Below are 23,727 nucleotides of genomic sequence, written 5' to 3'. Positions count from 1 at the left end.
GGTGGGGTATCGCCTGGCCGCTGTCGTGGCGGCTTCGGCGTGATCGTCGCGGACCGCGCGGGTTCGCAGTGGTGCTGAGGAATCGACCACCAGACACGGATGCAAGGCCCGCACGAAAAGAGCCCCCGGCCGGCGGAATCTCCGCCGGCCGGGGGCCTTTCAGTGGCCGGGGCCTGCCCGGGCCGTCAGCAGGGGGTGCCCGGGGTCAGCGGCGGCCGCCGCGGTGGTCGCGGTCGTTGTGCGAGCCGCGGGTGTCACGGGGGTCGTCGCGGTCGTCGTGCGAGCCGCGGGTGTCACGGGGGTCGTGGCGGTCGTTGTGCGAGCCGCGGGTGTCACGGGGGTCGTAGCGGTCGTTGTTCCAGGCGGCGGTGTCCACCACGCGGCCGCGCTCGTTGCGCAGGGTGGCGGTGTCGCGGCGGTCCCAGACCTGGTTGCGGCGGTCCTGGAACAAGTCGTTGCGGGTGTCGCGGCCCACGCCGGTGTGGACCCGGACCGTGTCGTGGCCGCTGAGGCGGAAGTGGCGGAAGGTGTAGGTGTGACCGTGCCTGTCGGACAGCGTCCAGCCGCTCAGGTTGACGTTCTGGCGGCTGTTGTTCGTGATCGCCACCCACTCCTGGTTCAGGGCGCGGTTGGAGCGGTAGTAACGGCCCTCGGTGCCGAGGTGCACGTTGCTGATCACCACGTTCTCGCGGTGCGAGCGCGGGGCGTGATCGGCTGCGGACGCCGGCAGCGCGACCGTACCGACCAGTGCTCCGGCGGCGGCAACGGCGGCGGCCAGACGGCGGGCGGTCACAGAAACGGAAACGGACACAGGCTCTCCCTGCTTGGTGCGAGCACACTCCGCCTGCGGGGACGAGCCGCGCGGGAGGGTGTGCGCTGTGCGGTGGCGGCCGGCCGGCCGCTCCCTCACACCTTGTCCGCCGATTCCCGGATATGGCGGTAATTCCCGACTGGTGTTACAGAGTGCCCATATTTCTGTGACGGTTGCCTGTAGGGATCATTCACTCGCCGAACACGGACAGTTGACGGGGCGTCGGCGGGAAGGTCCTTGCGAGCACTGAGCAGTCGCACGCGCTCGCCATGGCACGCCACCCCGGACGCGGCGCGGCCGTCACTCCTCCGTGGGTAACAGCCGGTGCGGGTGCCGGCGCATACGGCGCAGGGCCCCGGTGGAGTACCGGGGCCCTGCGACCACCGCGGCGACGTGCCGCGGTGCGGATGTAGGTGAACCGAGACAGGTGGACGTGGTGGGCGGCGGCCCGTCAGCCGCACTGGCAGGGGCCGCCCGACTGGCAACCGCAGCCGCAGCCCGAGCCGCAGCCGCAGGCGCCGAAGAGCGGGAGGCTCCTGATCTCGGCGGGCTGCTCGGTCTCGCGTTCCTGCGTGGGGTCGGGTGTGGTGCTGGGGGATTCGGCCATGGGTCCCTCCTCGAGGCTGGTGCCTTTGCCCATTTCATGCCCGCCGCACTGGGCGCATCAACGGCGCACGGTGGCTCGAGCACGCCTCGGCGTCCCCGCTTCGCGCCGACCCCCGGCCGACCCCCGGCCGTCAGGCGCCCTCCACCCCCGTCACCGGCTGGATGTCCTGCTGGAGGTCGTCCGCGTGCTCACCGGTCACCAGGTACACCACCCGCTTGGCGACCGCCACCGCGTGGTCGGCGTACCGCTCGTAGTAGCGGCCGAGCAGGGTGACGTCCACGGCCGTCTCGATGCCGTGCTTCCAGCGGTCGTCGATCAGGTGCTGGAACAGGGTGCGGTGCAGCAGGTCCATCTCGTCGTCGTCCTGCTCCAGCTGGAGGGCCAGGTCGACGTCCTTGGTCACGATCACCTCGGCCGCCTTCGCCATCAGGCGCTGGGCCAGCTGCCCCATCTCCAGGATGGTGGCGTGCAGGTCCTGCGGGACCGCGCGCTGCGGGAAGCGCAGCCGGGCGAGCTTGGCCACGTGCTGGGCCAGGTCGCCCGAACGCTCCAGGTCGGCGGACATCCGCAGGGACGTGACGACGATCCTGAGGTCCGTCGCCACCGGTTGCTGCCTGGCCAGCAGGGCTATCGCCCGGGCCTCCAGGTCGTGCTGGAGCTCGTCGACCCTCTGGTCGCCCTCGATCACGCTCTCGGCCAGCTTCAGGTCGGCGTCCAGGATGGCGGTCGTGGCGCGCCCGATCGCCGACCCGACCAGCCGGGCCATCTCCACCAGACCGTCGCCGATCGAGTCCAGTTCCTCGTGGTACGCGTCCCGCATCAGGGTTCCCTCTCGTGCGTCGTCGTTCGGGGGTTCGGTAGGGGTCTCCGGGGCCGGAGGCCACGGCGGAGCCTGGGGTACGAACCCCACGCTCCCACGGTCCGGGGCGTACGCGTCCGTTTCCGTCACCCCAAATGAACCATTACTGGCTCCAAGGTGAACTCTGGGCGACGAGTGTCCGAGGTCGCACCTCGACGGCTGTGGACGGGTCCTGTCCCGTGCCTAACCTGGACGCATGGACGTGAACGCGGCGGTCGCCGCAGCGGCAGCGATCGCCGGAGTGCTCACCGGCGTCATCGCCATGCTGGCGTTCCGCTGGAGCGAGCGCGAGCAGAGGCGCCCGACCCGTACTTCCCTGCACATCGACCCGGTCCTGCCGCCGGGTGTGGACACCGTCCTCTCCGTGCTGCGCTCCTCCGCGGTCGTCCTCGACGAGGCCGACGCCGTGGTCAAGGCCAGCTCCGCAGCGTACGCCCTCGGGCTGGTCCGCGGCGGCAAGCTGGCCGTGGAGCCGATGCTCCAGATGGCCCGGGACACCAGGCGGGACGGAGAGATACGGCAGGTCGAGCTGGACCTGCCGCGACGCGGCACCGGACGCGGCGAGGCCCTCGCCGTCTCCGCGCGTGTCGCGCCGCTGGGCTCCCGGCTGGTCCTGCTCCTGGTCGAGGACCTGACCGAGGCCCGCCGCATCGAGGCCGTACGACGCGACTTCGTCGCCAATGTGAGCCACGAGCTGAAGACACCCGTCGGCGCGCTCTCCCTGCTGTCCGAGGCCGTCATGGACGCCTCCGACGACCCGGAGGCCGTGGAGCGCTTCGCCGGGCGCATGCAGATCGAGGCGACCCGGCTCACCAACCTGGTGCAGGAGCTCATCGACCTGTCCCGGGTGCAGAACGACGACCCGCTGGAGGACGCCGAGCCCGTCCGCGTGGACGAGCTGGTCGCCGAGGCCATCGACCGCTGCCGCCACCAGGCGGGAACCAAGCAGATCACGATGGCCGCCGGCGGCACCGCCGACCTGCGCGTGTGGGGCAACCGCGGCCAGCTCGCCGCCGCCCTCGGCAACCTCGTGGAGAACGCCGTCAACTACTCCCCGTCCCGCACCCGCGTCGGCATCGCCGCCCGCAGGGTCGACGTCCCCGGCGGGGACCTCATCGAGATCGCCGTCACCGATCAGGGCATCGGCATCTCGGACAAGGACAAGGAGCGCATCTTCGAGCGCTTCTACCGCGTCGACCCGGCCCGGTCGCGTGCCACGGGGGGCACCGGCCTGGGTCTGGCGATCGTGAAGCACGTGGTCGCCTCGCACGGCGGGGAGATCACCCTGTGGAGCGCCGAGGGACAGGGCTCCACCTTCACTCTGCGGCTGCCGGAGGCGGCCGCGGCCCGAGAGGCCCGCGACCGCGCGCAGCAGCACCCCGCCCTCGACGAGGAGGCCGGGCAGCCACTCACCCAACCAGCCCCTTACGAACCGCTTCCCGCCCCGGAGGTCCTTCCGTGACCCGAGTGCTCGTCGTCGAGGACGAGGAGTCCTTCTCCGACGCCCTGTCGTACATGCTCCGCAAGGAGGGCTTCGAGGTCGCCATCGCGGCCACGGGGCCCGACGGACTCGACGAGTTCGAGCGCAACGGCGCCGATCTCGTCCTCCTCGACCTGATGCTGCCGGGGCTGCCCGGCACGGAGGTGTGCCGCCAGCTGCGCGGCCGCTCCAACGTTCCCGTGATCATGGTGACCGCCAAGGACAGCGAGATCGACAAGGTCGTCGGCCTGGAAATAGGCGCGGACGACTACGTCACCAAGCCGTTCTCCTCCCGCGAGCTGGTCGCCCGTATCCGCGCGGTGCTGCGCCGGCGCGGTGAGCCGGAGGAGGTCACTCCGGCGGCCCTGGAGGCCGGTCCGGTCCGCATGGACGTCGACCGGCACGTGGTCACGGTCTCCGGCTCCAAGGTCGACCTCCCCCTCAAGGAGTTCGACCTGCTGGAGATGCTGCTGCGCAACGCCGGCCGGGTCCTGACCCGGATGCAGCTCATCGACCGCGTCTGGGGTGCCGACTACGTCGGCGACACCAAGACGCTGGACGTCCACGTCAAGCGTCTGCGCGCGAAGATCGAGCCGGATCCGGGCGCCCCGCGCTATCTGGTGACGGTCCGGGGGCTCGGTTACAAGTTCGAGCCGTAGACCGGTGCGGGCCGCGCGGCGCGCACCGTCCGTCCCCTGCACGCCGAGGGCGGCACCCTCCTGAAGAGGGTGCCGCCCTCGGCGTGCTTGCCGTGCTTGTCGCGGACCGGGTCTCAGTCGCCGGTGGACTGCGAGGCCGAGTCGCTGGGCGCGGCGGCGTCGCCGCCCGACGCGGAGGCCGACCCGGACTGCTGGGCCGCCGGCGACTTCGACGGCTCGCCCGCGGCGGAGTGGGACGCGGCCGGCTCGCCGGGTGCCGCCGGGATGTTGCTCGGGCCCCACTTGTCGAAGTAGCTCTGGGCCGGGACCACGAAGGCGCGCAGGCTCACGTCACCGGTCTTGCTGAAGGTGAAGGTGATCTTCTGCGCGTTGCCGTCCTTGAGTACCGGGCCGGGGTTGGTCAGCGCGGCGGAGGCGTTGCCCTTGCCGCCGAGGATCACGGAGCCGTGCGCGGGGATGGTCAGCTTGCCGCCGCCCTGCGCCGGGGTGATCTGGGCGGAGCCGTCGCCGTCGACACGGATCCCGTCCAGCGTCTGGTCGGTCGTGCCGTTGTTGAAGAGCGTCGCGATGATCACGGCCGGGCCCTTGGTCTGGACGCCGGGCTGGGTGACGACCACCGCGTTCTGGACCTTGATCGTGCCCACCGTCGTGGCCGCGTGGTCGGGGCGGATCTGGAGCGTCTGGGCATCGTTGCCGGCGCCGCACGCGGCGAGCGAGGCGATCGAGAACGCGATGGCGGCGGCGGCGAGGGCGCCGCGTCGAAGGCTGCTGCTCACGGCGGCGGCAACTCCTTGAACGTGGGCGGAACAGGGCGGCTCCCTTATAAAGCCGTCCTAAGCGTCTGTCAGCGGCCATAGGTTACCGAGCCGTTCCCACGGGCTCGCACCCGACCCGCCCCCTGTGCCCCCCGCCACACCCCGCGCCCCCGCGGCGCAGCGCCTCCCGGCGCCCCGAATCCGGTCGTGCGGGCCGCGGTCGTGCGGGCGCCCGCGCATTGGCCGGACGGCCGTCCGCCTTTCTGATAAGCGCCCCCCGCATAGCCCGCTCATAGCCCGTCATCGGCCTGCGGGGATTTCCGGTGAAGGAATGCGCGCCGGGGGCGGGAATTGATCACCGGCCGTCCATCCGGGGGATGGCGCGAACGGCGTGATCAATTCCGGATTCGTCTTGGAGACGACTCCGGAGCACCGAACGGAGTAGCGGAAGTCGAGCGCTTGGAACCAGACAAAACGGGATGTTCAGCCGTTTGGACGGGGCGCCGGATGTGTGTAACGTACGCGTTTCACCCCGCGTGGAGAGCCCCTCCGACCTGCGAATACCTGCTTCCCCTTGACCCCCGTGACCCTTCCGAAGCACGTCCCCGTCGCTGTTGTCAAGCCCCGAGATATGCCCTGACCTGCGAAAACGCCATTCAGAAGACGCCGTATCCGTGTTACCCTGGATAGCCACGGAAGGGGTACCTGTCACATGACGTTCAAGGTTGGCGACACCGTGGTCTATCCCCATCACGGGGCCGCGCTGATCGAGGCTATCGAAACTCGCCAGATCAAAGGCGTGGACAAGACCTACTTGGTGCTGAAGGTCGCCCAGGGTGACCTGACGGTGCGTGTGCCAGCGGACAATGCGGAGTTCGTCGGCGTGCGTGATGTGGTCGGTCAGGACGGGCTGGACCGGGTCTTCGAGGTCCTGCGCGCTCCGTACGCCGAGGAGCCCACGAACTGGTCGCGTCGTTACAAGGCAAATCTGGAGAAGCTCGCCTCCGGCGATGTCATCAAGGTCGCGGAAGTCGTGCGTGACCTGTGGCGTCGCGAGCGCGAGCGCGGACTCTCCGCCGGTGAGAAGCGCATGCTCGCCAAGGCCCGCCAGATCCTGGTGAGCGAGCTCGCCCTCGCGGAGAACACCAACGAGGACAAGGCCGAGGCCCTGCTCGACGAGGTTCTCGCGTCCTGACGCGAGGCGACTGCCACACCCGCCTCAGTTCAGCACAGAAAATGCCGCGGTGCCCGATGGCGCGTTTCACGTCGCCGGGCGCTGCGGCATGTTCGTACCCGCGCGCGTCCGCGCGGGTGTCCTCCATGCCGTACGGCCGGGGAGGGCCCCCGATACTGTGTGCCGGGCCCGGGCAGCCGACTCGACCAGGGTCACGGAAGGGTCCGGTCGAGGCCGCATGCCCGGCACTCCCCCCGGGCTCTACGAGCAGGGGGGTGCTCCCCCAGGCCATACCCACGCCGGGCCGCAACACAAACCTGACAGGAACCATGTCTGACGATTCGCGCCCCTCACCCACGAGCGGCCGGCCGGGAGCCCCCGTCGCCGCCGTGATTCCGGCCGCCGGCCGGGGCGTACGCCTCGGCCCGGGCGCCCCCAAGGCACTGCGCGCGCTGAACGGCACGCCCATGCTCATCCACGCCGTGCGGGCCATGGCCGCCTCCCGGGCGGTCTCCCTGGTCGTCGTCGTGGCCCCGTCCGACGGCGCCGCCGAGGTCAAGTCGCTTCTCGACGCGCACGCGCTGCCCGAGCGCACGGACTTCCTCGTCGTGCCGGGCGGCGAGACCCGCCAGGAGTCGGTCAGGCTCGGCCTGGACGCGCTGCCGCCGGGCCACGACATCGTCCTCGTGCACGACGCGGCCCGCCCGCTGGTGCCGGTGGACACCGTGGACGCGGTCATCGAGGCCGTGCAGGCCGGGGCGCCCGCCGTCGTACCGGCGCTGCCGCTCGCCGACACCGTCAAGCAGGTCGAGCCCGCGGCGGTGCCCGGCGGGCCCGAGCCGGTGGTGTCCACGCCCGACCGCTCGCGGCTGCGGGCCGTGCAGACCCCGCAGGGCTTCGACCGGGCGACGCTGGTCCGCGCCCACGAGACGGTCACCGACGACGTCACCGACGACGCGAGCATGGTCGAGCAGCTCGGCGAGCGGGTGGTGGCCGTGCCCGGCCACGAGGAGGCCTTCAAGGTCACCCGTCCGCTGGACCTGGTCCTCGCGGAGGCGGTCCTGGCCCGGCGGAGGCTGAACGATGGCTTCTGACGCGCCCCTGCTTCCCCAGGTCGGCATCGGCACCGACATCCACGCCTTCGAGGAGGGCCGCGAGCTGTGGTGCGCGGGCCTGAAGTGGGAGGGCGAGGGCCCGGGACTGGCCGGGCACTCCGACGCCGACGTCGTCGCGCACGCCGCGTGCAACGCGCTGTTCTCGGCCGCCGGCCTCGGCGACCTCGGGCAGCACTTCGGCACCGGGCGCCCCGAGTGGTCCGGCGCGTCCGGGGTCACGCTGCTGGCGGAGGCCGCGCGGATCGTACGCGCGGCGGGCTTCCGGATCGGGAACGTGGCGGTGCAGGTCGTCGGCCCCCGGCCGAAGATCGGCAAGCGCCGGGACGAGGCACAGAAGGTCCTGTCCGAGGCGGCCGGAGCGCCGGTCACCGTCTCCGGCGCGACCACCGACGGGCTCGGCTTCCCCGGCCGCGGCGAAGGGCTGATGGCGGTGGCCACGGCGCTCGTGGTGCGAGCGGGCTGACGGCGTGCGAGGGTACCCGCGTACCCCTCGCCCCCGACGCGGGCACCCGACGCCCGACCAGGCTCACGGAGGTCCCCCATGTCCGCCGCCCTGCCCGACCGGCTCAAGTCACTGCTCGACGGTCCCGTCTTCGTCGTCCTCGGCACGATCCAGCCCGACGGCAGCCCGCAGCTGTCCCCGGTATGGGCGAAGCGGGACGGCGACGACGTCCTCGTCTCCACCACCGTCGACCGTCGCAAGAAGAAGAACCTCGACCGCGACGCCCGCGCGAGCGTCGTCGTCCAGGACCCCGATTCCCCCTACGAGTACGCCGAGATCCGCGGCACCGCCGAGTTGACCACCGCGGGCGGCCGGCAGCTCATCGACGAGCTGTCCCTGAAGTACACCGGGAAGAAGTACGCCGAGTTCAACCCCTCCTCGGCGCAGGACGCCGAGCGCGTGATCGTACGGATCAGGCCGCGGAAGGTCGTCGGGATCCTGTGACCGCGGCCCTCCCGCGCGGGGGATGTGCGGAACATGTGCGGAAAAGCAGCGCGCACGCGGCGGGGAGGCAAGCGAGGTACTGCCCGGGGCCCACTACCCTGGTGTGGTGACTATTCGCCTGTACGACACCAGCGCCCGGCAGATCCGTGACTTCACCCCGCTCGAGCCGGGTTGTGTCTCGATCTACCTGTGCGGCGCCACCGTGCAGGCGGCCCCGCACATCGGGCACATCCGCTCGGGGCTGAACTTCGACATCATGCGCCGCTGGTTCGCCTACCGCGGCTACGAGGTGACGTTCATCCGCAACGTCACCGACATCGACGACAAGATCATCGCCAAGGCGCACGAGCAGCACCGCCCGTGGTGGGCGATCGGCTACGACAACGAGCGCGCGTTCGACGACGGCTACACCGCGCTCGGCTGCCTGCCGCCCACCTACGAGCCCCGGGCCACCGGCCATGTGCCGGAGATGATCGAGATGATGCGGGGCCTGATCGAGCGCGGTCACGCCTACGCCGCCGAGGGCAACGTCTACTTCGACGTGCGCTCCTTCCCCGGTTACCTGGAGCTGTCGCGGCAGGAGCTCGACAACCTGCTCCAGCCCTCCGGCGAGGGCGAGACCGGCAAGCGCGACCCGCGCGACTTCGCCATGTGGAAGGCGGCCAAGCCGGGCGAGCCGACCTGGGACACCCCGTGGGGGCCGGGCCGTCCGGGCTGGCACCTGGAGTGCTCGGCGATGGCGCACAAGTACCTCGGCAGCGCCTTCGACATCCACGGCGGCGGCCTGGACCTGATCTTCCCGCACCACGAGAACGAGATCGCCCAGGCCAAGGCCTACGGCGACGAATTCGCGCGGTACTGGGTGCACAACGCCTGGGTGACCATGGCCGGCGACAAGATGTCCAAGTCGCTGGGCAACAGCGTGCTGGTCTCCGAGATGGTCAAGCAGTGGCGGCCCATCGTGCTGCGGTACTACCTGGGCACCCCGCACTACCGCTCGATGATCGAGTACAGCGAGGAGGCGCTGCGCGAGGCCGAGTCCGCGTTCGCCCGGATCGAGGGCTTCGTCCAGCGCGTGGTGGAGAAGGCGGGCCCGGTCGAGCCGGCTGAGCAGGTGCCGCCCGCGTTCGCCGAGGCGATGGACGACGACCTGGGCGTGCCACAGGCGCTCGCGGTGGTGCACACCACCGTCCGCCAGGGCAACAGCGCGCTCGCCGCCGACGACAAGGAGGCCGCCGTGGCCCGGCTCGCCGAGGTGCGCGCCATGCTCGGCGTCCTCGGCCTCGACCCGCTGGACCCGCACTGGGCCGGAGCGGGGGAGCAGCGCGGCGAGGACCTGCACGGCGTGGTCGACACCCTGGTCCGCATGGTCCTCGACCAGCGCGAGGCGGCCCGCGCCCGCAAGGACTGGGCGACCGCCGACGCCATCCGCGACCAGCTGAACCAGTCCGGCCTGGTGATCGAGGACAGCTCCCAGGGACCGCGCTGGAGCCTGGGCGCGCGCTGAGCCCGCCCGCGAGCGCGGAAGATCGATTGTGCCGCCCGGCCTCCCGGGCGGCACACTGCATAGACGTACGTACGACGCTTCAACAGACAGGTAGGTCATGGCCGGGAACAACCGCCGCATGTCCGGCAAGAAGGGCGCGCAGGTCGGCAGCGGCGGCCAGCGGCGCCGGGGGCTCGAGGGCAAGGGGCCCACGCCCCCCGCCGAGATGCGCAAGGGCCACGCCAAGCAGCGCGCCGCCCAGGCGAAGACTCGCCGCGCCCAGGGCCGCCCGCAGCAGCGGCGCGGCTCGGGCAGGTCGTCCTCCGAGCTCGTCGTCGGCCGCAACCCGGTCGTCGAGGCGCTGCGCGAGGGCGTGCCCGCCACCACGCTCTACGTCCAGCAGTTCATCGACAACGACGAGCGGGTCCGCGAGGCGCTTCAGCTCGCGGCCGAGCGCGGCGGGATCAATCTCATGGAGGCCCCGCGCCCCGAGCTCGACCGGATGACGAACGGGCTCAACCACCAGGGCCTGGTCCTCCAGGTGCCGCCGTACGAGTACGCGCACCCCGAGGACCTCGCCGACGCCGCCTACGACGAGGGCGAGGACCCGCTGATCGTCGCCCTCGACGGGGTGACCGACCCGCGCAACCTCGGCGCGGTCGTCCGCTCCGTCTCCGCCTTCGGCGGGCACGGCGTGGTCGTCCCCGAGCGGCGCGCGGCCGGTATGACCGCGGGTGCCTGGAAGACCTCCGCCGGCACGGCCGCCCGTACGCCGGTGGCCCGTGCCACCAACCTGACCCGCGCCCTGGAGACGTACCAGAAGGCGGGCATCACGGTGGTCGGCCTCGCGGCGGACGGCGAGGCGGAACTCGGCGACCTGGACGCGCTGGAGGGGCCCGTCGTCATCGTCGTCGGCAGCGAGGGCAAGGGCCTGTCCCGGCTGGTCGGCGAGACCTGCGACCTGCGGGTGCGGATCCCGATGCCGGGCGGCGCGGAGTCGCTGAACGCCGGTGTCGCGGCCGGGATCGTGCTCTACGAGGCGGCGCGCAGGCGCGCCTGACCGGTCGTCCGGACCCGGGCGTGGGTGGTCGAACGGTCGTCCGTACGATCACCCGCCCGGGTGGAACCGGGCGATCCGTACAACCTTGACGCGGTCCGGACAGATCCGACGCGTCACGGCAGTGTCCTAACTCGTCGTCACTCGGTTAGATGAGTGTGGACACCAGAACACCCCGCACACCCACGGGGGACCGCTCGTCGGGATACGACGACGCTCCCGCGCTGAGCATGGTGAAGGTGCCGAGCGATCCGGCGCAGGTCATCGTCAACCACGCGAGTTTCCGCGTGCAGTTGGGCGCCACCTCGCGGCGCGCCCAGTCCCTGCGGATCGCCCGGTACCCCGGCGGCACCGAGAACACCGGCCGCGTGCCCTTCGCCGCGAGCCGGGCCGGGACCGCGACCCACCGCCGTCCGGTCGTCTGGAGCGGCCGGTCAGCCCCGGACGACACCGGCGCCCACCGGCTGCTCCAGGCCGTGCGGACCGGAAGCGTGTGGTACTCCGAGGAGCCGTCCGCAGGCGCCGGGGCCACGCAGGTCATGCCGCGTATCGGCGGCGCGCCGGGCCACGACCCCTACGACCTCGCGCAGACGGTCGAGACCCCCGTCGTCGGCGCCCAGCGCACGCCCCGGCCCGGCGAGACCCGGCTGCTGCCGCACATGCGGACCGCGGGCAGCGCCTACGAGGAGTCCGCCCACGGCGGTGCCGGGTACGGCGGGAACGGGTACGGCACCCCGTCGTACGGCCAACCGCCGTACGACGACGCCGACTTCGCGGACGATGAGCACGGTGCGTACGACGCGTACGGCGAGCAGGGCGGGCACCGGCAGGGCAGGCGCCACGCCGACGACCTGTCCCGGCACGCGTACTACCCGGGCCGGCGCATGAACCTGGGCGTCGTGCTGCTCCCGCTGCGCATCTTCCTCGGGTTCATCTCCCTCTACGCCGGCATGGGCAAGCTGTGCGACCCGCTCTACTTCGACGGCGGCAAGCGCGGCTCCATGGTCAAGTGGCTCAACACCCTGCACCCCTGGGAAGTCGCCGAGCCGCTGGGCCAGTTCGCGCTCCAGCACCCCGTCGGCTCCGGGCTCGTCATCGCCTTCCTCCAGGTCATCGTGGGGATCCTCACGGTCCTGGGCTGCTGGCAGCGGGTCGCTGCGGCGATCGGCGCGCTGCTGTCGGCCGCGCTGATCGTGACGGTGAGCTGGAAGACGGTGCCCGTCTACGACGCGCCGGACATCATCTACCTCGCCGCCTGGTCCCCGCTGGTCATCGCCGGCGCGCCCGTCTACTCCGTGGACGGCCGCCTCGCCGCCTCCGCCTGGCGACGGCTCGGACCGCGCTCCGACATCTGGGAGCTGCGCCGGTTCGTGCTGCGTCGCGGCGCCCTGGTCACGGTGGTCGTCACCGGTCTGACGCTGCTCGTCGGCTCGCTGCTCGGCGGCGCCGTCCGCGACGCCGACCGGGTGGCCGTACCCGGACCCGGCGAGGCCCCGCGCAACGAGCTGCCCGGCTCGCCGCTGCCGAAGGAGACGGGCGAGCGGCAGCAGAAGCCGCCGTCGGCGTCGACCTCGCCGACCGCCCGGCACGGTTCCTCGGCCGGCCCGTCCCGCGGCCCCGCGAGCACGCCGGGCGCGACCCGCGAGAGCGGTACCGCGACCGGCGGCGTGCCCAGCGAGACGCAGGGCACCGGCCAGACCCCGCCGCGTCACTCCGCCCCGGCGCAGCAGGCACCCAGCACCAGCTCGGGGCCGACCTCCGGCGGTACCGAGACCGGTGGCACCACAGGGTCGGGCGGCGGCTCCGGGGGCCCCAGCTCCAGTGGCGGCGGCTCCAACGGCGGTAGCTCGTCCTCGGGTCAGCCGGGGCTGGTGGGCGGACTGCTGGGGTAGCCCGCCCCAAGGTTCGCCGTACGGGTGCGGCGCTGTGGGTTCACCTCCCCAGCGCCGCCAGCTCCTTCGCGGCCTCCGTGAGGTCCTTCGCGGTGTCGATGGCGCGCCAGTAGGCGCCCTGGGGGATGGGGAAGCCGGCGAGCCTTCGCTCGCGGGCCAGGCGCGGGAAGGTGGTGCGCTCGTGGTCGCCGCGCTCCGGGAGGAGGGTGGCGAACTCGGGCGAGAACACGTAGACGCCCGCGTTGATCTCGAAGGTCGAGGGCGGGGCCTCGATGAAGTCCGTGATGTGGCCGAAGCCGTCCGTCCGCACGGCGCCCCACGGAATCCGCGGGCGGGCCAGCGCGAGGGTGGCCACCGCGTCGCGCTCGGTGTGGAAGTCGGCCATGTCGCGCAGCGAGAAACGGGTCCAGATGTCGCCGTTGGTGGCGTACCAGGGCTGGTCCGGGTGGGGCAGCTGGGCGGCGGCGAACTTCAGGCCGCCGCCGCGGCCGAGGGGCTCCGGCTCCACGACGGTGCGGACACGGACCGGCAGGTCCGCCGTCTTCAGCCAGTCCTGGAGCACCTCGGCGAGGTGGCCGCAGGACACCACCACGTCCGTCACACCCTCCTCGGCCAGCCAGGCGAGCTGGTGGCCGATGATCGGGGTGCCCGTGCCGGGGATCTCGACCATCGGCTTGGGCCGGTCGTCGGTGTAGGGCCGAAGCCGGGAGCCCTGGCCTCCGGCCAGGACGACGGCTTGAGTGGGGCGGGACGCCGCATTCGGATGGGTCATGCCCGCACTGTACGACCCACGCTTCGGGCCCCGTCCGCCGCCAAGGAATTCCCTGCGCACCGATAACCGGCTTCCGACCCGGATCCGGCCCTTCGAGCGGGGCGCGGGGCCGGCCCTACGGACGGGCGTGTGCGGTTGGGTAATTGGACGGGCGGTGGAGCTCCTGGGCGGTGGTGCGCGGCAGGTCGTTGGACGGGAGCGTGCCGTGCCCTTCGGGCAGGAACGTGCGGTCGGGCCTTGCCGTAGGGGCGGCGGCCGGACGGGGTGTGCGGTGGGGGAAGTAGGCCCGGGGCCGGTTGGCAGAGGGGCGGCCGGTAGGGGCGATCACCGTACGCGTCGTGGGCGTCCGGCATGGTTCGCTCGGCAGCCGTGCCGAGGCGGTGTTGGCCGGTTCAGCGCGGTGGAGTGGCACGGCAGGGCGCGAGCCGCGGTCGGGAGGGTGCGCCCCGGTTCGCGGCGCGGAGCCGTGGGGCCCGGTTCGGCGGGCGCGGGTCGGCCCGGCGGGCCCAGGCGTGGGGGAGCGGTGTCGGTTTCCGCGGGGCGGCATCGCCCTGGCCCCGGGACTGCCACAGGCCGCTCTGTGGGCTTGCCCGGTCGTGTCCAGGGCGGGCCCCCGCGAGGTGGCCCGCCCTGGACACGAGGGACTCGCTCAAGCGGCCAGGGGGCCGCGGCGTGTCAGTTGTGGGTGGACTGGATGCCGGAGGCGAAGGAGGTGTCGCAGACCGGGCGGGCGTAGGACTGGGCGCGGGCGGGGCCGTAGATGCGGACGGCCGCGCGGCCCAGGGTGCGGGCGATGGAGGCGCAGTGGCCGGCCAGCGACGGGCGGCCGTTGACCGCCTCCTGGAGGTGGGTGAGGACCACGCCCGGGTTCCGGTCCTGCAACTCGGTCAGCAACTGGTCGCGCAGCACGTCCTGCGGGGCCCGGGCGCGGGACTTCGCCGGGGCGCCGACGGCCACGGCGTCCGACGCGGCCAGCACCGAGTTCGAGGGGCCCCCCGACCAGTTGACCCGGGTGACCGCGAGGGTTCCGGAGAGCACCAGGACGACGGGCAGGACGAGGGCGAGGGAGCGGCCGATCCGGCGGGCGGGGCCCGGGCCGCGTCGCGTGGGGTGGTTGGTGGAGTGCTTCACGCGAGTGAGGGTAGCGCTCGGTAATGATTTGGCGACATTTAGTCACCCATTCGGGGGATGATCAGACGCTCTCTCCCGGGTGACGTGTTGACGCACACCGCTCGAAATGTCCGGTGCGCCAGGGTGGTTCGGAGGCATGGAGAAGGGCCCCGCGGCCAGGTCGCGGGGCCCTTCTCGTCAACTTGGGTGAATCCCCCGGGAGTGTCCCGAGGTTTCAGCCGTAAGGTGTCAGCCGCGGACGCGTCAGTCCGACAGGCGCTCGCCCGTGGAGGTCGAGAACACGTGGGTCTCGCCCGGCCGCGGCACGACGTGCAGCGTGGAGCCCTTCTCCGGGACGGAACGGCTGCTGACGCGGACGACGAGGTCCCTCTGCTCGCCGCCGACCTCGACCGAGCCGTAGACGTACCCGTCGGCGCCCGTCTCCTCCACCACGTTCACGGAGACGGCGAGGCCGGCCGGAGCGTCCTCGGTGTCCTTCGACAGTGAGGCCGCCGCGCCGCCGCCCAACTCGACCACGTCGAAGTGCTCGGGGCGCACGCCCACCGTCACCGTGCGGTCGCCCTTGTCCGAGGCGGCCTTGAGCGCCTCGCGGTTGACCGGCACCACGCTGTTGCCGAACTTCACGCCGCCGTCGGTGATCGGCACCTCGACGAGGTTCATGGCGGGCGAGCCGATGAAGCCGGCGACGAAGAGGTTCGCGGGCTTGTCGTACATGTTGCGCGGCGAGTCGACCTGCTGGAGCAGACCGTCCTTGAGCACCGCCACCCGGTCGCCCATGGTCATGGCCTCGACCTGGTCGTGGGTGACGTAGACGGTGGTGATGCCGAGCCGGCGCTGGAGCGAGGCGATCTGCGTACGGGTGCTCACCCGGAGCTTGGCGTCCAGGTTGGACAGCGGCTCGTCCATGAGGAACACCTGCGGCTCGCGCACGATCGCGCGGCCCATGGCGACACGCTGGCGCTGACCGCCGGAGAGCGCCTTCGGCTTGCGGTCGAGGTACTCGGTCAGGTCGAGGATCTTCGCGGCCTCCTCGACCTTCTGCCGGATCTCCGCCTTGTTGACGCCGGCGATCTTGAGCGCGAAGCCCATGTTGTCCGCGACCGTCATGTGCGGGTACAGCGCGTAGTTCTGGAACACCATGGCGATGTCCCGGTCCTTCGGCGGCAGGTGGGTGACGTCGCGGTCACCGATCCGGATGGCCCCGCCGTTGACGTCCTCCAGGCCCGCGAGCATCCGCAGGGAGGTGGACTTGCCGCAACCGGACGGGCCGACCAGGACGAGGAACTCACCGTCCTCGATGTCGATCTCGAGCGCGTCGACGGCGGGCTTGTCGGAACCGGGGTAGATGCGGGTCGCCTTGTCGAACTGGACAGTGGCCATGGTGAATGGGCCCCCTTCTACCGGCAGGAACGTGCCGGACGATCCGTTGTAGGAAGGTGGTTGCCACTACGGGTGAATCCGTTGTGGTGATGGTGTAGTCCACACGGGTGAACTGGCACAGGACGGTACCTGGCGTTCACCTGGTCTGTCAGTACTTGGGGGCTGGTGAACTTCACGGGAATTCCTGCCGGGCCGCCTCGGGGACCTGGGTACACTGCACGGACACACCCATACAGGCCTCCTTAGCTCAGCTGGTCCAGAGCGGCTGTCTTGTAAACAGCAGGTCGTCGGTTCGAATCCGACAGGGGGCTCCACACACGGAGGCCACCCGCGCCGCGAGGTGCGGGTGGCCTCCGTCCGTTTTCGCAGGTCAGGCTGTTCTGAGCAGCGTCCGTACGACCTGACGCAGCGTCGCCTCCGGGTCCGGTGCGGCGGCTGCCGTCCGCCAGGCGACGAACCCGTCCGGGCGGACCAGTACGGCCCCGTCGGGCGTCGTGCCGTGGGCCCGCGCCCAGTCGGGTGCCGCCCCGTCCGCGCCGGCGTGCGGGTCGTACGTCAGCTCGGCGCCGACGCGGTACGAGTCCAGGCGCACGCCGTCGCTCGCGGCGAGGCGCAGGGCCGCCGTGTGCCAGCCCGCCGTCGACTGGGCGTCGCTCAGCAGCACCAGGGAGCGCTCGTACAGGTCGAGCGTCGAGATCCGCTCGCCGCCGCGGCGCAGCCACAGGTGGGGCGCCCGGCTGCCAGGCTCGCCGGTCAGGCGCATCGCCTCGGGCACGACCTCCTGGTCCGGGTCGGCGCCCACGACGGCGCCGTGCGGGTAGCGGTAGCCGAGGACGACGTTGAGAATGCCGCCGCGCTTGCCGCCGCCGATGCCGGGTGCCGGGGCGAAGCCGGGGTGGCTGTGCTCGACGGAGCGGGCGGAGGCGCGGGCGCTGGTCGCCGTGGCGACGGGGCGGCGCTCGATGTCGTAGGTCTCCAGGAGGCCGGGGCCGGCCCAGCCGCCGAGCACGGCGGCCAGCTTCCAGACCAGGTTGTGCGCGTCCTGGATGCCGGTGTTGGAGCCGAAGGCGCCGGTGGGGGACATCTCGTGCGCGGAGTCCCCGGCGAGGAACACTCGTCCGGCCGAGTAGCGGTCGGCGACCCGTTCGGCGGCACGCCACGACGCCTTGCCGGTGATCTCCACATCCAGGTCGGGGGCCCCGATCGCGCGACGGATGTGCCGCTGGAGCCGGTCCTCGGTGAACTCCTCCAGCGTCTCGCCCCGCTCCGGGTGCCAGGGCGCGTGGAAGACCCAGTGCTCCTTGTTGTCGACGGGCAGCAGGGCCCCGTCGGCGTCCGGGCCGGTGAGGTAGCAGCAGATGAAGCGGCGTTCGCCCACCACCTCGGCGAGCAGCTTGGAGCGGAAGGTGACGCTGACGTTGGCGAACAGGTCGCCGGGCCCGCTGTGCCCGATGCCGAGGCGGCGCCGGACCGGGCTGCGCGGGCCGTCGGCGGCGACCAGGTAGTCGGCGCGGACGGTGTACCGCTCGTCGGTGCCCCGGTCCCGTACCACCGCGGTCACGCCCTCGCCGTCCTGCTCGAAGGACTCCATCTCGTGGGAGTAGCGCAGATCACCGCCGAGCCTCCGGGCGCCCCTCAGCAGCTCGGGCTCCAGGTCGTTCTGGCTGCACAGGCACCAGGTGGTGGGGCTGAACCTGGCGAGGCCGCCGTCCGGATCGATGTGCTTGAACAGCCACTCGCCCGCGTCGCCGGCCAGGGTGGGCGTCTGGAGGATGCCGTGGTTGTCCGCGAGCAGCGATGCCGCCGTCTTGATCTCCGGTTCGACGCCGGCCACCCGGAACAGCTCCATCGTCCGCACGTTGTTGCCGCGTCCACGCGGGTGAATGGACGTGCCGGAGTGTCGCTCGACCAGCAGGTGGGGCACGCCGTGGCGGCCCAGGAACAGGGAGGTGGACAGGCCCACCAGGGAGCCGCCGACGATGAGGACGGGTACCCGGTGGTCGGCTTCTCGGCGCATCGATGCCTCCAGGAGCGGGGGTGCGGGTGCGGGGCGCGTCGGAGTGTCCATGCCCTCCCGGAGACCGTCGTGCGTACGTCCACGGCACCAATCACCCGTGTGATCACCCGCGTGGTGCACACGAGTCGCGCACCGATCGGGACCGGCTCAGGATCGAGATCACGCTGACGTCGCGTCACCCGCGGCCGGCGTTTCCTCTGCCCCGCCACGCACCGCCAAGGAGACGTACGCAGATGACCGCCATCTCTGAGCGAGTTTCAGAACCGACCGAGCAGCAGGCCACGAAACGTGTCTCCCAGTCCGTCTTCGACGGCTCCCGGCTCCGGGTCATCCTGCTGGTGAACGTCTACGACGGCGCCCAGCAGCAGTTCCTGGAGGCGTACGAGGAGATGTGCAAGCAGGTCGCGTCCGTCCCCGGGCATGTCAGCGACCAGCTGTGTCAGTCCATCGAGAACCCCTCCCAGTGGCTGATCACCAGCGAGTGGGAGAGCGCCCCGCCGTTCCTCGCCTGGGTGAACAGCGAGGAGCACGTGCGGATGGTGCAGCCGATGCACGGCTGCATCCGGGACACCCGGTCGCTGCGCTTCCACATCGTCCGTGAGACCGGCCACACGGCGGTGGGCGAGGCTTCCGCCGAGCGCCGGCTCCAGGCCTCGCCGCGGATCGGGGACGGTGTGATCCGGCACGCGCTGACCTTCACGGTGAAGCCGGGCAGCGAGCGGAAGGTGGCCCAGATCCTGGCCGACTACGAGCCGCCCGAGGCGAACGTGGACGGCACCACCCGGTTGTGCCGTACCTCCCTGTTCATGCACGGCAACCGGGTCGTGCGGGCGATCGAGGTGCGCGGCGACCTCCTCACGGCGCTGCGGCACGTGGCCCAGCAGCCGCAGATCCGGAAGGTCGAGGAGGACCTCAACCCCTACCTGGAGCAGGACCGCGACCTCAACGACCAGGAGTCCGCACGGGTGTTCTTCACCCGGGCGGCACTGCCCGCGGTGCACCACGTGACGGCCGATCAGGAGAGTCCGGAGGCGGAGCGGCACGCGCTGTACTACCCGGCGCGGCAGGGCATGGGCATGAAGCTGGCGGAGCTGCTGTCCCATCAGGACGAGCGGGCCGCGGCGGACCCGGGCAGCCCGGTGCTGCGCAGCACGGTCTTCGAGCGGGACGACGTCGTCGTCCGCCTGATCGACATCCGCGGCGGGCTGGACGCCGACCCGGCCGCCGCGCTGGGGGTGGCGGATGCCGCGAAGGTGTCGGAGCTGTCCACCCTGCTCGACGCGGGCGCCACCGACAAGGACGGCGACCTGGCCAGTCTGCTCACCCTCGCCCGTATGGACCTCATCACCGACCGCCGGTCCGCGCCGGACGCCTGACGCATTCCGAAGCCGACGTACCACACCACCGGAGGAACGACGTGATCAAACCCAGGCCCAGGATCGTGGAGCTCGGCGAGACCGAGCCCAACACGAAGCGCGGAGGCGATCTGCGCGCCATGCTCACCCCGGCCACGGTCGGTTCCACCAGCGGCTTCATGGGCGTGGCCATCGTGCAGCCCGGCGACCGCATCGGGGAGCACTACCACCCGTACTCCGAGGAGTTCGTGTACGTCGTCTGCGGCGACCTCGAGGTGGATCTGGACGGCGAGCCGCACCCGCTCAGGCCGGAACAGGGTCTGATGATCCCCGCCTACATGCGCCACCGCTTCCGCAACGTGGGCGACGTGGAGGCGCGGATCGTCTTCCACCTGGGGCCGCTGGCCCCGCGCCCGCAGCTCGGCCACGTCGACACGGAGGGCACCGAGCCGGCGGCGGCCGGCACGGACGCGCCGCCGACGGGCGTGGCAGAGGTCCGATCATGACCAGGCGGGTGGCGGTCACCGGCATAGGCATCGTGGCGCCGGGCGGTATCGGCGCCCCCGCTTTCTGGGACCTGCTGGCGAACGGGCGCACCGCGACGCGGGGCATCACGTTCTTCGACCCGGCCGGTCTGCGGTCCCGGATCGCGGCCGAGTGCGACTTCGACCCGGCGGCCTCGGGGCTGGACGAGGAGCAGGTCGCGCGCTGCGACCGCTACATCCAGTTCGCTCTGGTCGCCGGCCAGGAGGCGGTGTCGGACTCCGGACTCGACCTCGCCGGGGAGAACCCCTGGCGGGTCGGGGTCTCGCTGGGTACCGCGGTCGGCGGCACCACCCGGCTGGAGAACGACTACGTCCTGGTCAGCCACCGCGGCGAGCGCTGGGACGTGGACCACGAGCGGGCCCGGCCGCATCTGGAGCGGGCGTTCACCCCGAGCACGCTGGCCTCCACGGTGGCCGAGCGGTTCGGGGCCCGCGGGCCGGTGCAGACCGTCTCCACCGGCTGCACCTCCGGGCTCGACGCGGTCGGCTACGCGCTGCACACCGTGGAAGAGGGGAGGGCGGACATCTGCATAGCCGGAGCGTCGGACTCGCCGATATCACCGATCACCATGGCGTGCTTCGACGCGATCAAAGCGACGTCGCCGAACAACGACGACCCCGCCCACGCCTCCCGCCCCTTCGACAACGACCGTGACGGGTTCGTCATGGGCGAGGGCGGCGCGGTGCTCGTCCTGGAGGAGCTGGAGCACGCCAGGGCCCGCGGCGCCCATGTGTACTGCGAACTCAGCGGCTACGCCACGTTCGGCAACGCCTACCACATGACCGGACTGACCAGCGAGGGCCTGGAGATGGCGCGGGCGATAGAGACCGCGCTGGACCACGCCCGACTGGACGGCTCCGCGATCGACTACGTCAACGCGCACGGCTCCGGCACCCGCCAGAACGACCGGCACGAGACGGCCGCGGTGAAGCGGGCGCTGGGCCACCACGCCTACGGCACCCCCATGAGCTCCATCAAGTCGATGGTGGGCCACTCGCTCGGGGCGATCGGGGCGATCGAGGTGGTGGCCTGTGTGCTGGCCCTGGCCCACCAGATGGTCCCGCCGACCGCGAACTACGAGACCCCCGACCCCGAGTGCGACCTGGACTACGTCCCGCGGGTCGCCCGTGAGCGGAAGCTGGGCAGCGTGCTCTCCGTGGGCAGCGGCTTCGGCGGCTTCCAGTCCGCGGTGATCCTGACCCGGCAGAGGGAGAGGACACGATGAGCGCACCGCGCGAGCGGCGGGCCGCCGTCACTGGCATCGGTATTGTCGCGCCCGGCGGCACGAGCACCGAGACCTTCTGGAAGTCGACCCAGGAGGGCGTGAGCGTCCTGGACCGCGTGACCCGTGAGGGCTGCGAGCACCTGCCGCTGAAGGTGGCCGGCGAGGTGCGGTCCTTCGAACCCTCGGCGGCGGTCGAGGAGCGCTATCTCGTCCAGACCGACCGTTTCACGCACTTCGCGATGGCCGCGGCCGACGCCGCCCTCCAGGACGCCCGGCTGGGGCAGGCCGACACCGACGCGGCCCCGTTCTCCGCGGGCGTGGTCACCGCGGCCGGATCCGGCGGCGGCGAGTTCGGCCAGCGGGAGCTGCAGAAGCTGTGGAGCAAGGGCAGCCGCTATGTCGGCCCCTGGCAGTCCATCGCCTGGTTCTACGCGGCCAGCACCGGCCAGGTCTCCATCCGGCGCGGTTTCAAGGGCCCCTGCTCGGTGGTCGCCGCCGACGAGGCGGGCGGCCTGGACGCCCTGGCGCACGCGGCCCGTGCCGTCAAGCGCGGCACCGACGTGATCGTGGCCGGTTCGACGGAGGCGCCGCTGGCCCCGTACTCGATGGTCTGCCAACTCGGTTACCGGGAGCTGAGCCCGGTGGCCGATCCGAAGCGCGCCTACCGCCCGTTCACCGAGGACGCCTGCGGGTTCGTGCCGGCCGAGGGCGGCGCGATGTTCGCCGTGGAGGCGGCCGAGGCGGCCCGGGAGCGGGGCGTGCCCGTACGGGCCGTCCTGGCCGGGCACGCGGCGACCTTCACCGGCGCCTCCCGCTGGGAGCTGTCCCGGGAGGGGCTGGCGGAGGCGATCCGCGGCGCGTTGGCCGAGGCCGGGTGCGCACCCGAGGAGGTCGACGTCGTCTTCGCCGACGCCCTCGGCGTCCCCGAGGCGGACCGGGCCGAGGCGCTGGCCATCGCCGACGCGCTCGGCGCGCACGGCCGGCGCGTGCCGGTCACGGCACCCAAGACGGGCACCGGCCGGGCGTACTGCGCCGCTCCGGTGCTGGACACGGCGGCGGCGGTCCTCGCGATGGAGCACGGCCTGATCCCGCCCACCCCGAACGTCTCCGACATCTGCCATGACCTCGACCTGGTGACCGGTCGTGCCCGTGCCGCCGAGGTGCGCACGGCACTGGTCCTCAGCCGGGGGCTCATGGGCTCGAACTCGGCGCTGGTGCTGCGGCACGGCGCCGCCGACGCCTCGTAGCGAGGCAGCCAGGATCAACCGGGAGCAACAAGGAGAGGAACCGCATGAGTGACCGAATCACAGTGGAGGAACTGGCCGAACTCATGAAGAAGGCTGCCGGGATCACCGTCAGCCCGCAGGAGCTGGCAGACCGGTCCGAGACCGGATTCGACGAGATCGGCATCGACTCGCTCGGCCTGCTCGGCATCGTGGGCGAACTGGAGAACCGGCACGGTATCCCGATGCCGGCCGACGCGGAGCGCTGCAAGACGCCCAGGAAGTTCCTCGACCTCGTCAACAGCACTCTTCTGGCAGGAGCGTAGACATGGCGGGACACACGCAGAACGAGGTCACCATCGCCGCGCCGGTGGATCTCGTCTGGGACATGACCAACGATGTGGCGAACTGGCCGCGGCTGTTCAGCGAGTACGCCTCCGCCGAGATCCTGTCCCAGGACGGCGACAGGTGCACCTTCCGCCTGACCATGCATCCGGACGAGAACGGCACCGTGTGGAGCTGGGTCTCCGAGCGCGAGCCCGACCGGGCCACGCTCTCTGTCAGGGCCCGCCGGGTCGAGACGGGCCCCTTCGACCACATGAACATCCATTGGAGGTACGAGGAGGTTCCCGGGGGCACGCGGATGATCTGGACCCAGGACTTCGCGATGAAGCCGGAAGCGCCGGTCGACGACGACTGGATGACCGACAACATCAACAAGAACTCCAAGGTCCAGATGGCCCTGATCCGCGACAGGATCGAGAAGGCCGCCGCCGGGCACCGGGCCGAGCCGGCCCTGACCACCGACTGAGCCGGACGGAGAGAGGACCGTGCACCAAGAACTGATCGTCGCCCGAATGGCCCCGGGTTCGGCCCCGGACATCGCCAGGATCTTCGAGGAGTCCGACCGGGGGGAGCTGCCACACCTGGTCGGTGTCACCCGACGCAGCCTCTACCAGTTCGGCGATGTGTACATGCACCTGATCGATGCGGACCGGGACCCGGGACCCTCCATCGCCAAGGTGGCGAACCACCCCGAGTTCCGGGGCATCAGCGAGCGGCTGTCGGCGTACGTCAGCGCCTACGACCCGCAGACCTGGCGCTCACCGAAGGACGCGATGGCCCAGCGCTTCTACCTGTGGGAGCGTGACTGAGCCGCCGGACCGAGCCACCTGACGCGCCGTCCGGTCCCTCACGGACGGCCACCGGCCGCGGGGGGCGGCGCGGGGGGGGGGCC

At 71.8% G+C, this 23,727-nt stretch carries 24 protein-coding genes and 1 tRNA gene; 17 read left to right on the top strand and 8 right to left on the bottom strand.

The window, feature by feature from the left end:
- Window positions 1-205 precede the first annotated feature (205 nt).
- The 3 genes from ABZ818_RS36620 to phoU all read right to left on the bottom strand — a co-directional run bounded on the left by ABZ818_RS36620 (window position 206) and on the right by phoU (window position 2,238).
- Window positions 206-811, bottom strand: coding sequence for a lamin tail domain-containing protein (locus ABZ818_RS36620; protein ID WP_361424725.1), 606 nt, complete (start codon window positions 809-811; stop codon window positions 206-208).
- A gap of 451 nt (window positions 812-1,262) precedes the next feature.
- Window positions 1,263-1,418, bottom strand: coding sequence for a hypothetical protein (locus ABZ818_RS36615; protein ID WP_172632924.1), 156 nt, complete (start codon window positions 1,416-1,418; stop codon window positions 1,263-1,265).
- 130 nt (window positions 1,419-1,548) lie between these two features.
- Complete coding sequence (gene phoU / locus ABZ818_RS36610) at window positions 1,549-2,238, bottom strand: phosphate signaling complex protein PhoU (RefSeq protein WP_361424722.1); 690 nt, start codon at window positions 2,236-2,238, stop codon at window positions 1,549-1,551.
- 235 nt (window positions 2,239-2,473) lie between these two features.
- Here phoU and ABZ818_RS36605 point away from each other — a divergent pair, with 235 nt between their 5' ends.
- Both ABZ818_RS36605 and ABZ818_RS36600 read left to right on the top strand, forming a co-directional pair.
- On the top strand, window positions 2,474-3,739 hold the full coding sequence (locus ABZ818_RS36605) for an ATP-binding protein (RefSeq protein WP_361424719.1): 1,266 nt from the start codon (window positions 2,474-2,476) through the stop codon (window positions 3,737-3,739).
- Complete coding sequence (locus tag ABZ818_RS36600) at window positions 3,736-4,416, top strand: response regulator transcription factor (protein WP_007382946.1); 681 nt, start codon at window positions 3,736-3,738, stop codon at window positions 4,414-4,416. Before ABZ818_RS36605 ends, ABZ818_RS36600 begins: the two co-directional genes overlap by 4 nt.
- Window positions 4,417-4,529: 113 nt before the next feature.
- On the opposite strand, the gene ABZ818_RS36595 is transcribed toward ABZ818_RS36600, so the two are convergent.
- The gene (locus ABZ818_RS36595) at window positions 4,530-5,192 is read right to left on the bottom strand and encodes a copper chaperone PCu(A)C (protein ID WP_361424716.1); all 663 of its coding nucleotides are present in this window, start codon (window positions 5,190-5,192) and stop codon (window positions 4,530-4,532) included.
- 691 nt (window positions 5,193-5,883) lie between these two features.
- Here ABZ818_RS36595 and ABZ818_RS36590 point away from each other — a divergent pair.
- The 7 genes from ABZ818_RS36590 to ABZ818_RS36560 all read left to right on the top strand — a co-directional run bounded on the left by ABZ818_RS36590 (window position 5,884) and on the right by ABZ818_RS36560 (window position 12,841).
- Window positions 5,884-6,366, top strand: coding sequence for a CarD family transcriptional regulator (locus tag ABZ818_RS36590; RefSeq protein WP_003953493.1), 483 nt, complete (start codon window positions 5,884-5,886; stop codon window positions 6,364-6,366).
- Window positions 6,367-6,674: 308 nt separating this feature from the next.
- Window positions 6,675-7,439 carry a 2-C-methyl-D-erythritol 4-phosphate cytidylyltransferase gene (gene ispD, locus ABZ818_RS36585; protein WP_361424713.1) on the top strand — a complete coding sequence of 255 codons (765 nt, stop codon included), beginning with the start codon at window positions 6,675-6,677 and terminating at the stop codon, window positions 7,437-7,439.
- The gene (gene ispF / locus ABZ818_RS36580; protein WP_361424710.1) at window positions 7,429-7,923 is read left to right on the top strand and encodes a 2-C-methyl-D-erythritol 2,4-cyclodiphosphate synthase; all 495 of its coding nucleotides are present in this window, start codon (window positions 7,429-7,431) and stop codon (window positions 7,921-7,923) included. The genes ispD and ispF overlap by 11 nt, the downstream gene beginning before the upstream one ends.
- 78 nt (window positions 7,924-8,001) lie before the next feature.
- Window positions 8,002-8,406 (top strand): PPOX class F420-dependent oxidoreductase, encoded by a 405-nt coding sequence (locus tag ABZ818_RS36575; RefSeq protein WP_361424707.1) that lies wholly within the window; start codon window positions 8,002-8,004, stop codon window positions 8,404-8,406.
- A 106-nt stretch (window positions 8,407-8,512) separates the two neighbouring features.
- Window positions 8,513-9,913 (top strand): cysteine--tRNA ligase, encoded by a 1,401-nt coding sequence (gene cysS / locus ABZ818_RS36570; protein WP_361424704.1) that lies wholly within the window; start codon window positions 8,513-8,515, stop codon window positions 9,911-9,913.
- A gap of 97 nt (window positions 9,914-10,010) precedes the next feature.
- Window positions 10,011-10,952, top strand: a complete 942-nt coding sequence (rlmB, locus tag ABZ818_RS36565) for a 23S rRNA (guanosine(2251)-2'-O)-methyltransferase RlmB (RefSeq protein WP_361424701.1) — start codon at window positions 10,011-10,013, stop codon at window positions 10,950-10,952.
- A gap of 149 nt (window positions 10,953-11,101) precedes the next feature.
- The gene (locus ABZ818_RS36560) at window positions 11,102-12,841 is read left to right on the top strand and encodes a DoxX family membrane protein (RefSeq protein ID WP_361424698.1); all 1,740 of its coding nucleotides are present in this window, start codon (window positions 11,102-11,104) and stop codon (window positions 12,839-12,841) included.
- Window positions 12,842-12,881: 40 nt separating this feature from the next.
- On the opposite strand, the gene ABZ818_RS36555 is transcribed toward ABZ818_RS36560, so the two are convergent.
- The 3 genes from ABZ818_RS36555 to ugpC all read right to left on the bottom strand — a co-directional run bounded on the left by ABZ818_RS36555 (window position 12,882) and on the right by ugpC (window position 16,124).
- Complete coding sequence (locus tag ABZ818_RS36555; protein ID WP_361424695.1) at window positions 12,882-13,613, bottom strand: nucleotidyltransferase family protein; 732 nt, start codon at window positions 13,611-13,613, stop codon at window positions 12,882-12,884.
- A gap of 675 nt (window positions 13,614-14,288) precedes the next feature.
- The gene (locus ABZ818_RS36550) at window positions 14,289-14,744 is read right to left on the bottom strand and encodes a hypothetical protein (protein WP_361424692.1); all 456 of its coding nucleotides are present in this window, start codon (window positions 14,742-14,744) and stop codon (window positions 14,289-14,291) included.
- 243 nt (window positions 14,745-14,987) lie between these two features.
- On the bottom strand, window positions 14,988-16,124 hold the full coding sequence (gene ugpC / locus ABZ818_RS36545) for a sn-glycerol-3-phosphate ABC transporter ATP-binding protein UgpC (RefSeq protein ID WP_225074556.1): 1,137 nt from the start codon (window positions 16,122-16,124) through the stop codon (window positions 14,988-14,990).
- Between the two features lie 236 nt (window positions 16,125-16,360).
- On the opposite strand from ugpC, the gene ABZ818_RS36540 reads away from it, so the two are divergent.
- Window positions 16,361-16,438, top strand: a tRNA-Thr gene (locus ABZ818_RS36540).
- Window positions 16,439-16,494: 56 nt separating this feature from the next.
- On the opposite strand, the gene ABZ818_RS36535 is transcribed toward ABZ818_RS36540, so the two are convergent.
- A complete protein-coding gene (locus ABZ818_RS36535; RefSeq protein WP_361424743.1) occupies window positions 16,495-18,141 on the bottom strand; it encodes an FAD-dependent monooxygenase in 1,647 nt (548 codons plus the stop codon).
- Window positions 18,142-18,374: 233 nt separating this feature from the next.
- Here ABZ818_RS36535 and ABZ818_RS36530 point away from each other — a divergent pair, with 233 nt between their 5' ends.
- Genes ABZ818_RS36530 through ABZ818_RS36500 form a run of 7 tightly spaced genes read left to right on the top strand, consistent with a single transcriptional unit; the run spans window position 18,375 to window position 23,644 of the window.
- Window positions 18,375-19,517 (top strand): SchA/CurD-like domain-containing protein, encoded by a 1,143-nt coding sequence (locus tag ABZ818_RS36530; RefSeq protein WP_361424688.1) that lies wholly within the window; start codon window positions 18,375-18,377, stop codon window positions 19,515-19,517.
- Between the two features lie 41 nt (window positions 19,518-19,558).
- Window positions 19,559-20,002, top strand: coding sequence for a cupin domain-containing protein (locus tag ABZ818_RS36525; protein WP_361424685.1), 444 nt, complete (start codon window positions 19,559-19,561; stop codon window positions 20,000-20,002).
- The gene (locus tag ABZ818_RS36520; protein WP_361424682.1) at window positions 19,999-21,267 is read left to right on the top strand and encodes a beta-ketoacyl-[acyl-carrier-protein] synthase family protein; all 1,269 of its coding nucleotides are present in this window, start codon (window positions 19,999-20,001) and stop codon (window positions 21,265-21,267) included. The genes ABZ818_RS36525 and ABZ818_RS36520 overlap by 4 nt, the downstream gene beginning before the upstream one ends.
- On the top strand, window positions 21,264-22,514 hold the full coding sequence (locus ABZ818_RS36515; protein WP_361424679.1) for a beta-ketoacyl synthase N-terminal-like domain-containing protein: 1,251 nt from the start codon (window positions 21,264-21,266) through the stop codon (window positions 22,512-22,514). The genes ABZ818_RS36520 and ABZ818_RS36515 overlap by 4 nt, the downstream gene beginning before the upstream one ends.
- 44 nt (window positions 22,515-22,558) lie before the next feature.
- Window positions 22,559-22,816 (top strand): acyl carrier protein, encoded by a 258-nt coding sequence (locus ABZ818_RS36510; RefSeq protein WP_141360117.1) that lies wholly within the window; start codon window positions 22,559-22,561, stop codon window positions 22,814-22,816.
- Window positions 22,817-22,818: 2 nt separating this feature from the next.
- Entirely contained in the window at window positions 22,819-23,301 is a 483-nt protein-coding gene (locus ABZ818_RS36505) for an SRPBCC family protein (protein ID WP_361424676.1), read from the top strand.
- 19 nt (window positions 23,302-23,320) lie between these two features.
- Window positions 23,321-23,644: a TcmI family type II polyketide cyclase gene (locus tag ABZ818_RS36500; protein WP_361424673.1), complete on the top strand. Its 324-nt coding sequence runs from the start codon at window positions 23,321-23,323 to the stop codon at window positions 23,642-23,644.
- The last annotated feature ends 83 nt before the right edge of the window (window positions 23,645-23,727 follow it).

Origin of the sequence: Streptomyces sp. NPDC047453, from assembly GCF_040643155.1 — a bacterium.
Taxonomy (GTDB): Bacteria; Actinomycetota; Actinomycetes; order Streptomycetales; family Streptomycetaceae; genus Streptomyces.
This window is presented reverse-complemented; position numbering and strand designations above follow the sequence as displayed.

Bases quoted from the DNA above. Each gene is read 5' to 3' on its own strand.
- ABZ818_RS36560 (WP_361424698.1), top strand. From the start codon at position 11,102: ATGAGTGTGGACACCAGAACACCCCGCACACCCACGGGGGACCGCTCG.
- ispD (WP_361424713.1), top strand. From the start codon at position 6,675: ATGTCTGACGATTCGCGCCCCTCACCCACGAGCGGCCGGCCGGGAGCC.
- ABZ818_RS36505 (WP_361424676.1), top strand. From the start codon at position 22,819: ATGGCGGGACACACGCAGAACGAGGTCACCATCGCCGCGCCGGTGGAT.
- ABZ818_RS36575 (WP_361424707.1), top strand. From the start codon at position 8,002: ATGTCCGCCGCCCTGCCCGACCGGCTCAAGTCACTGCTCGACGGTCCC.
- rlmB (WP_361424701.1), top strand. From the start codon at position 10,011: ATGGCCGGGAACAACCGCCGCATGTCCGGCAAGAAGGGCGCGCAGGTC.
- ABZ818_RS36515 (WP_361424679.1), top strand. From the start codon at position 21,264: ATGAGCGCACCGCGCGAGCGGCGGGCCGCCGTCACTGGCATCGGTATT.
- phoU (WP_361424722.1), bottom strand. From the start codon at position 2,238: ATGCGGGACGCGTACCACGAGGAACTGGACTCGATCGGCGACGGTCTG.
- ABZ818_RS36605 (WP_361424719.1), top strand. From the start codon at position 2,474: ATGGACGTGAACGCGGCGGTCGCCGCAGCGGCAGCGATCGCCGGAGTG.
- ABZ818_RS36510 (WP_141360117.1), top strand. From the start codon at position 22,559: ATGAGTGACCGAATCACAGTGGAGGAACTGGCCGAACTCATGAAGAAG.
- ABZ818_RS36555 (WP_361424695.1), bottom strand. From the start codon at position 13,613: ATGACCCATCCGAATGCGGCGTCCCGCCCCACTCAAGCCGTCGTCCTG.
- ABZ818_RS36535 (WP_361424743.1), bottom strand. From the start codon at position 18,141: ATGCGCCGAGAAGCCGACCACCGGGTACCCGTCCTCATCGTCGGCGGC.
- ispF (WP_361424710.1), top strand. From the start codon at position 7,429: ATGGCTTCTGACGCGCCCCTGCTTCCCCAGGTCGGCATCGGCACCGAC.
- ABZ818_RS36590 (WP_003953493.1), top strand. From the start codon at position 5,884: ATGACGTTCAAGGTTGGCGACACCGTGGTCTATCCCCATCACGGGGCC.
- ugpC (WP_225074556.1), bottom strand. From the start codon at position 16,124: ATGGCCACTGTCCAGTTCGACAAGGCGACCCGCATCTACCCCGGTTCC.
- ABZ818_RS36520 (WP_361424682.1), top strand. From the start codon at position 19,999: ATGACCAGGCGGGTGGCGGTCACCGGCATAGGCATCGTGGCGCCGGGC.
- ABZ818_RS36530 (WP_361424688.1), top strand. From the start codon at position 18,375: ATGACCGCCATCTCTGAGCGAGTTTCAGAACCGACCGAGCAGCAGGCC.
- ABZ818_RS36615 (WP_172632924.1), bottom strand. From the start codon at position 1,418: ATGGCCGAATCCCCCAGCACCACACCCGACCCCACGCAGGAACGCGAG.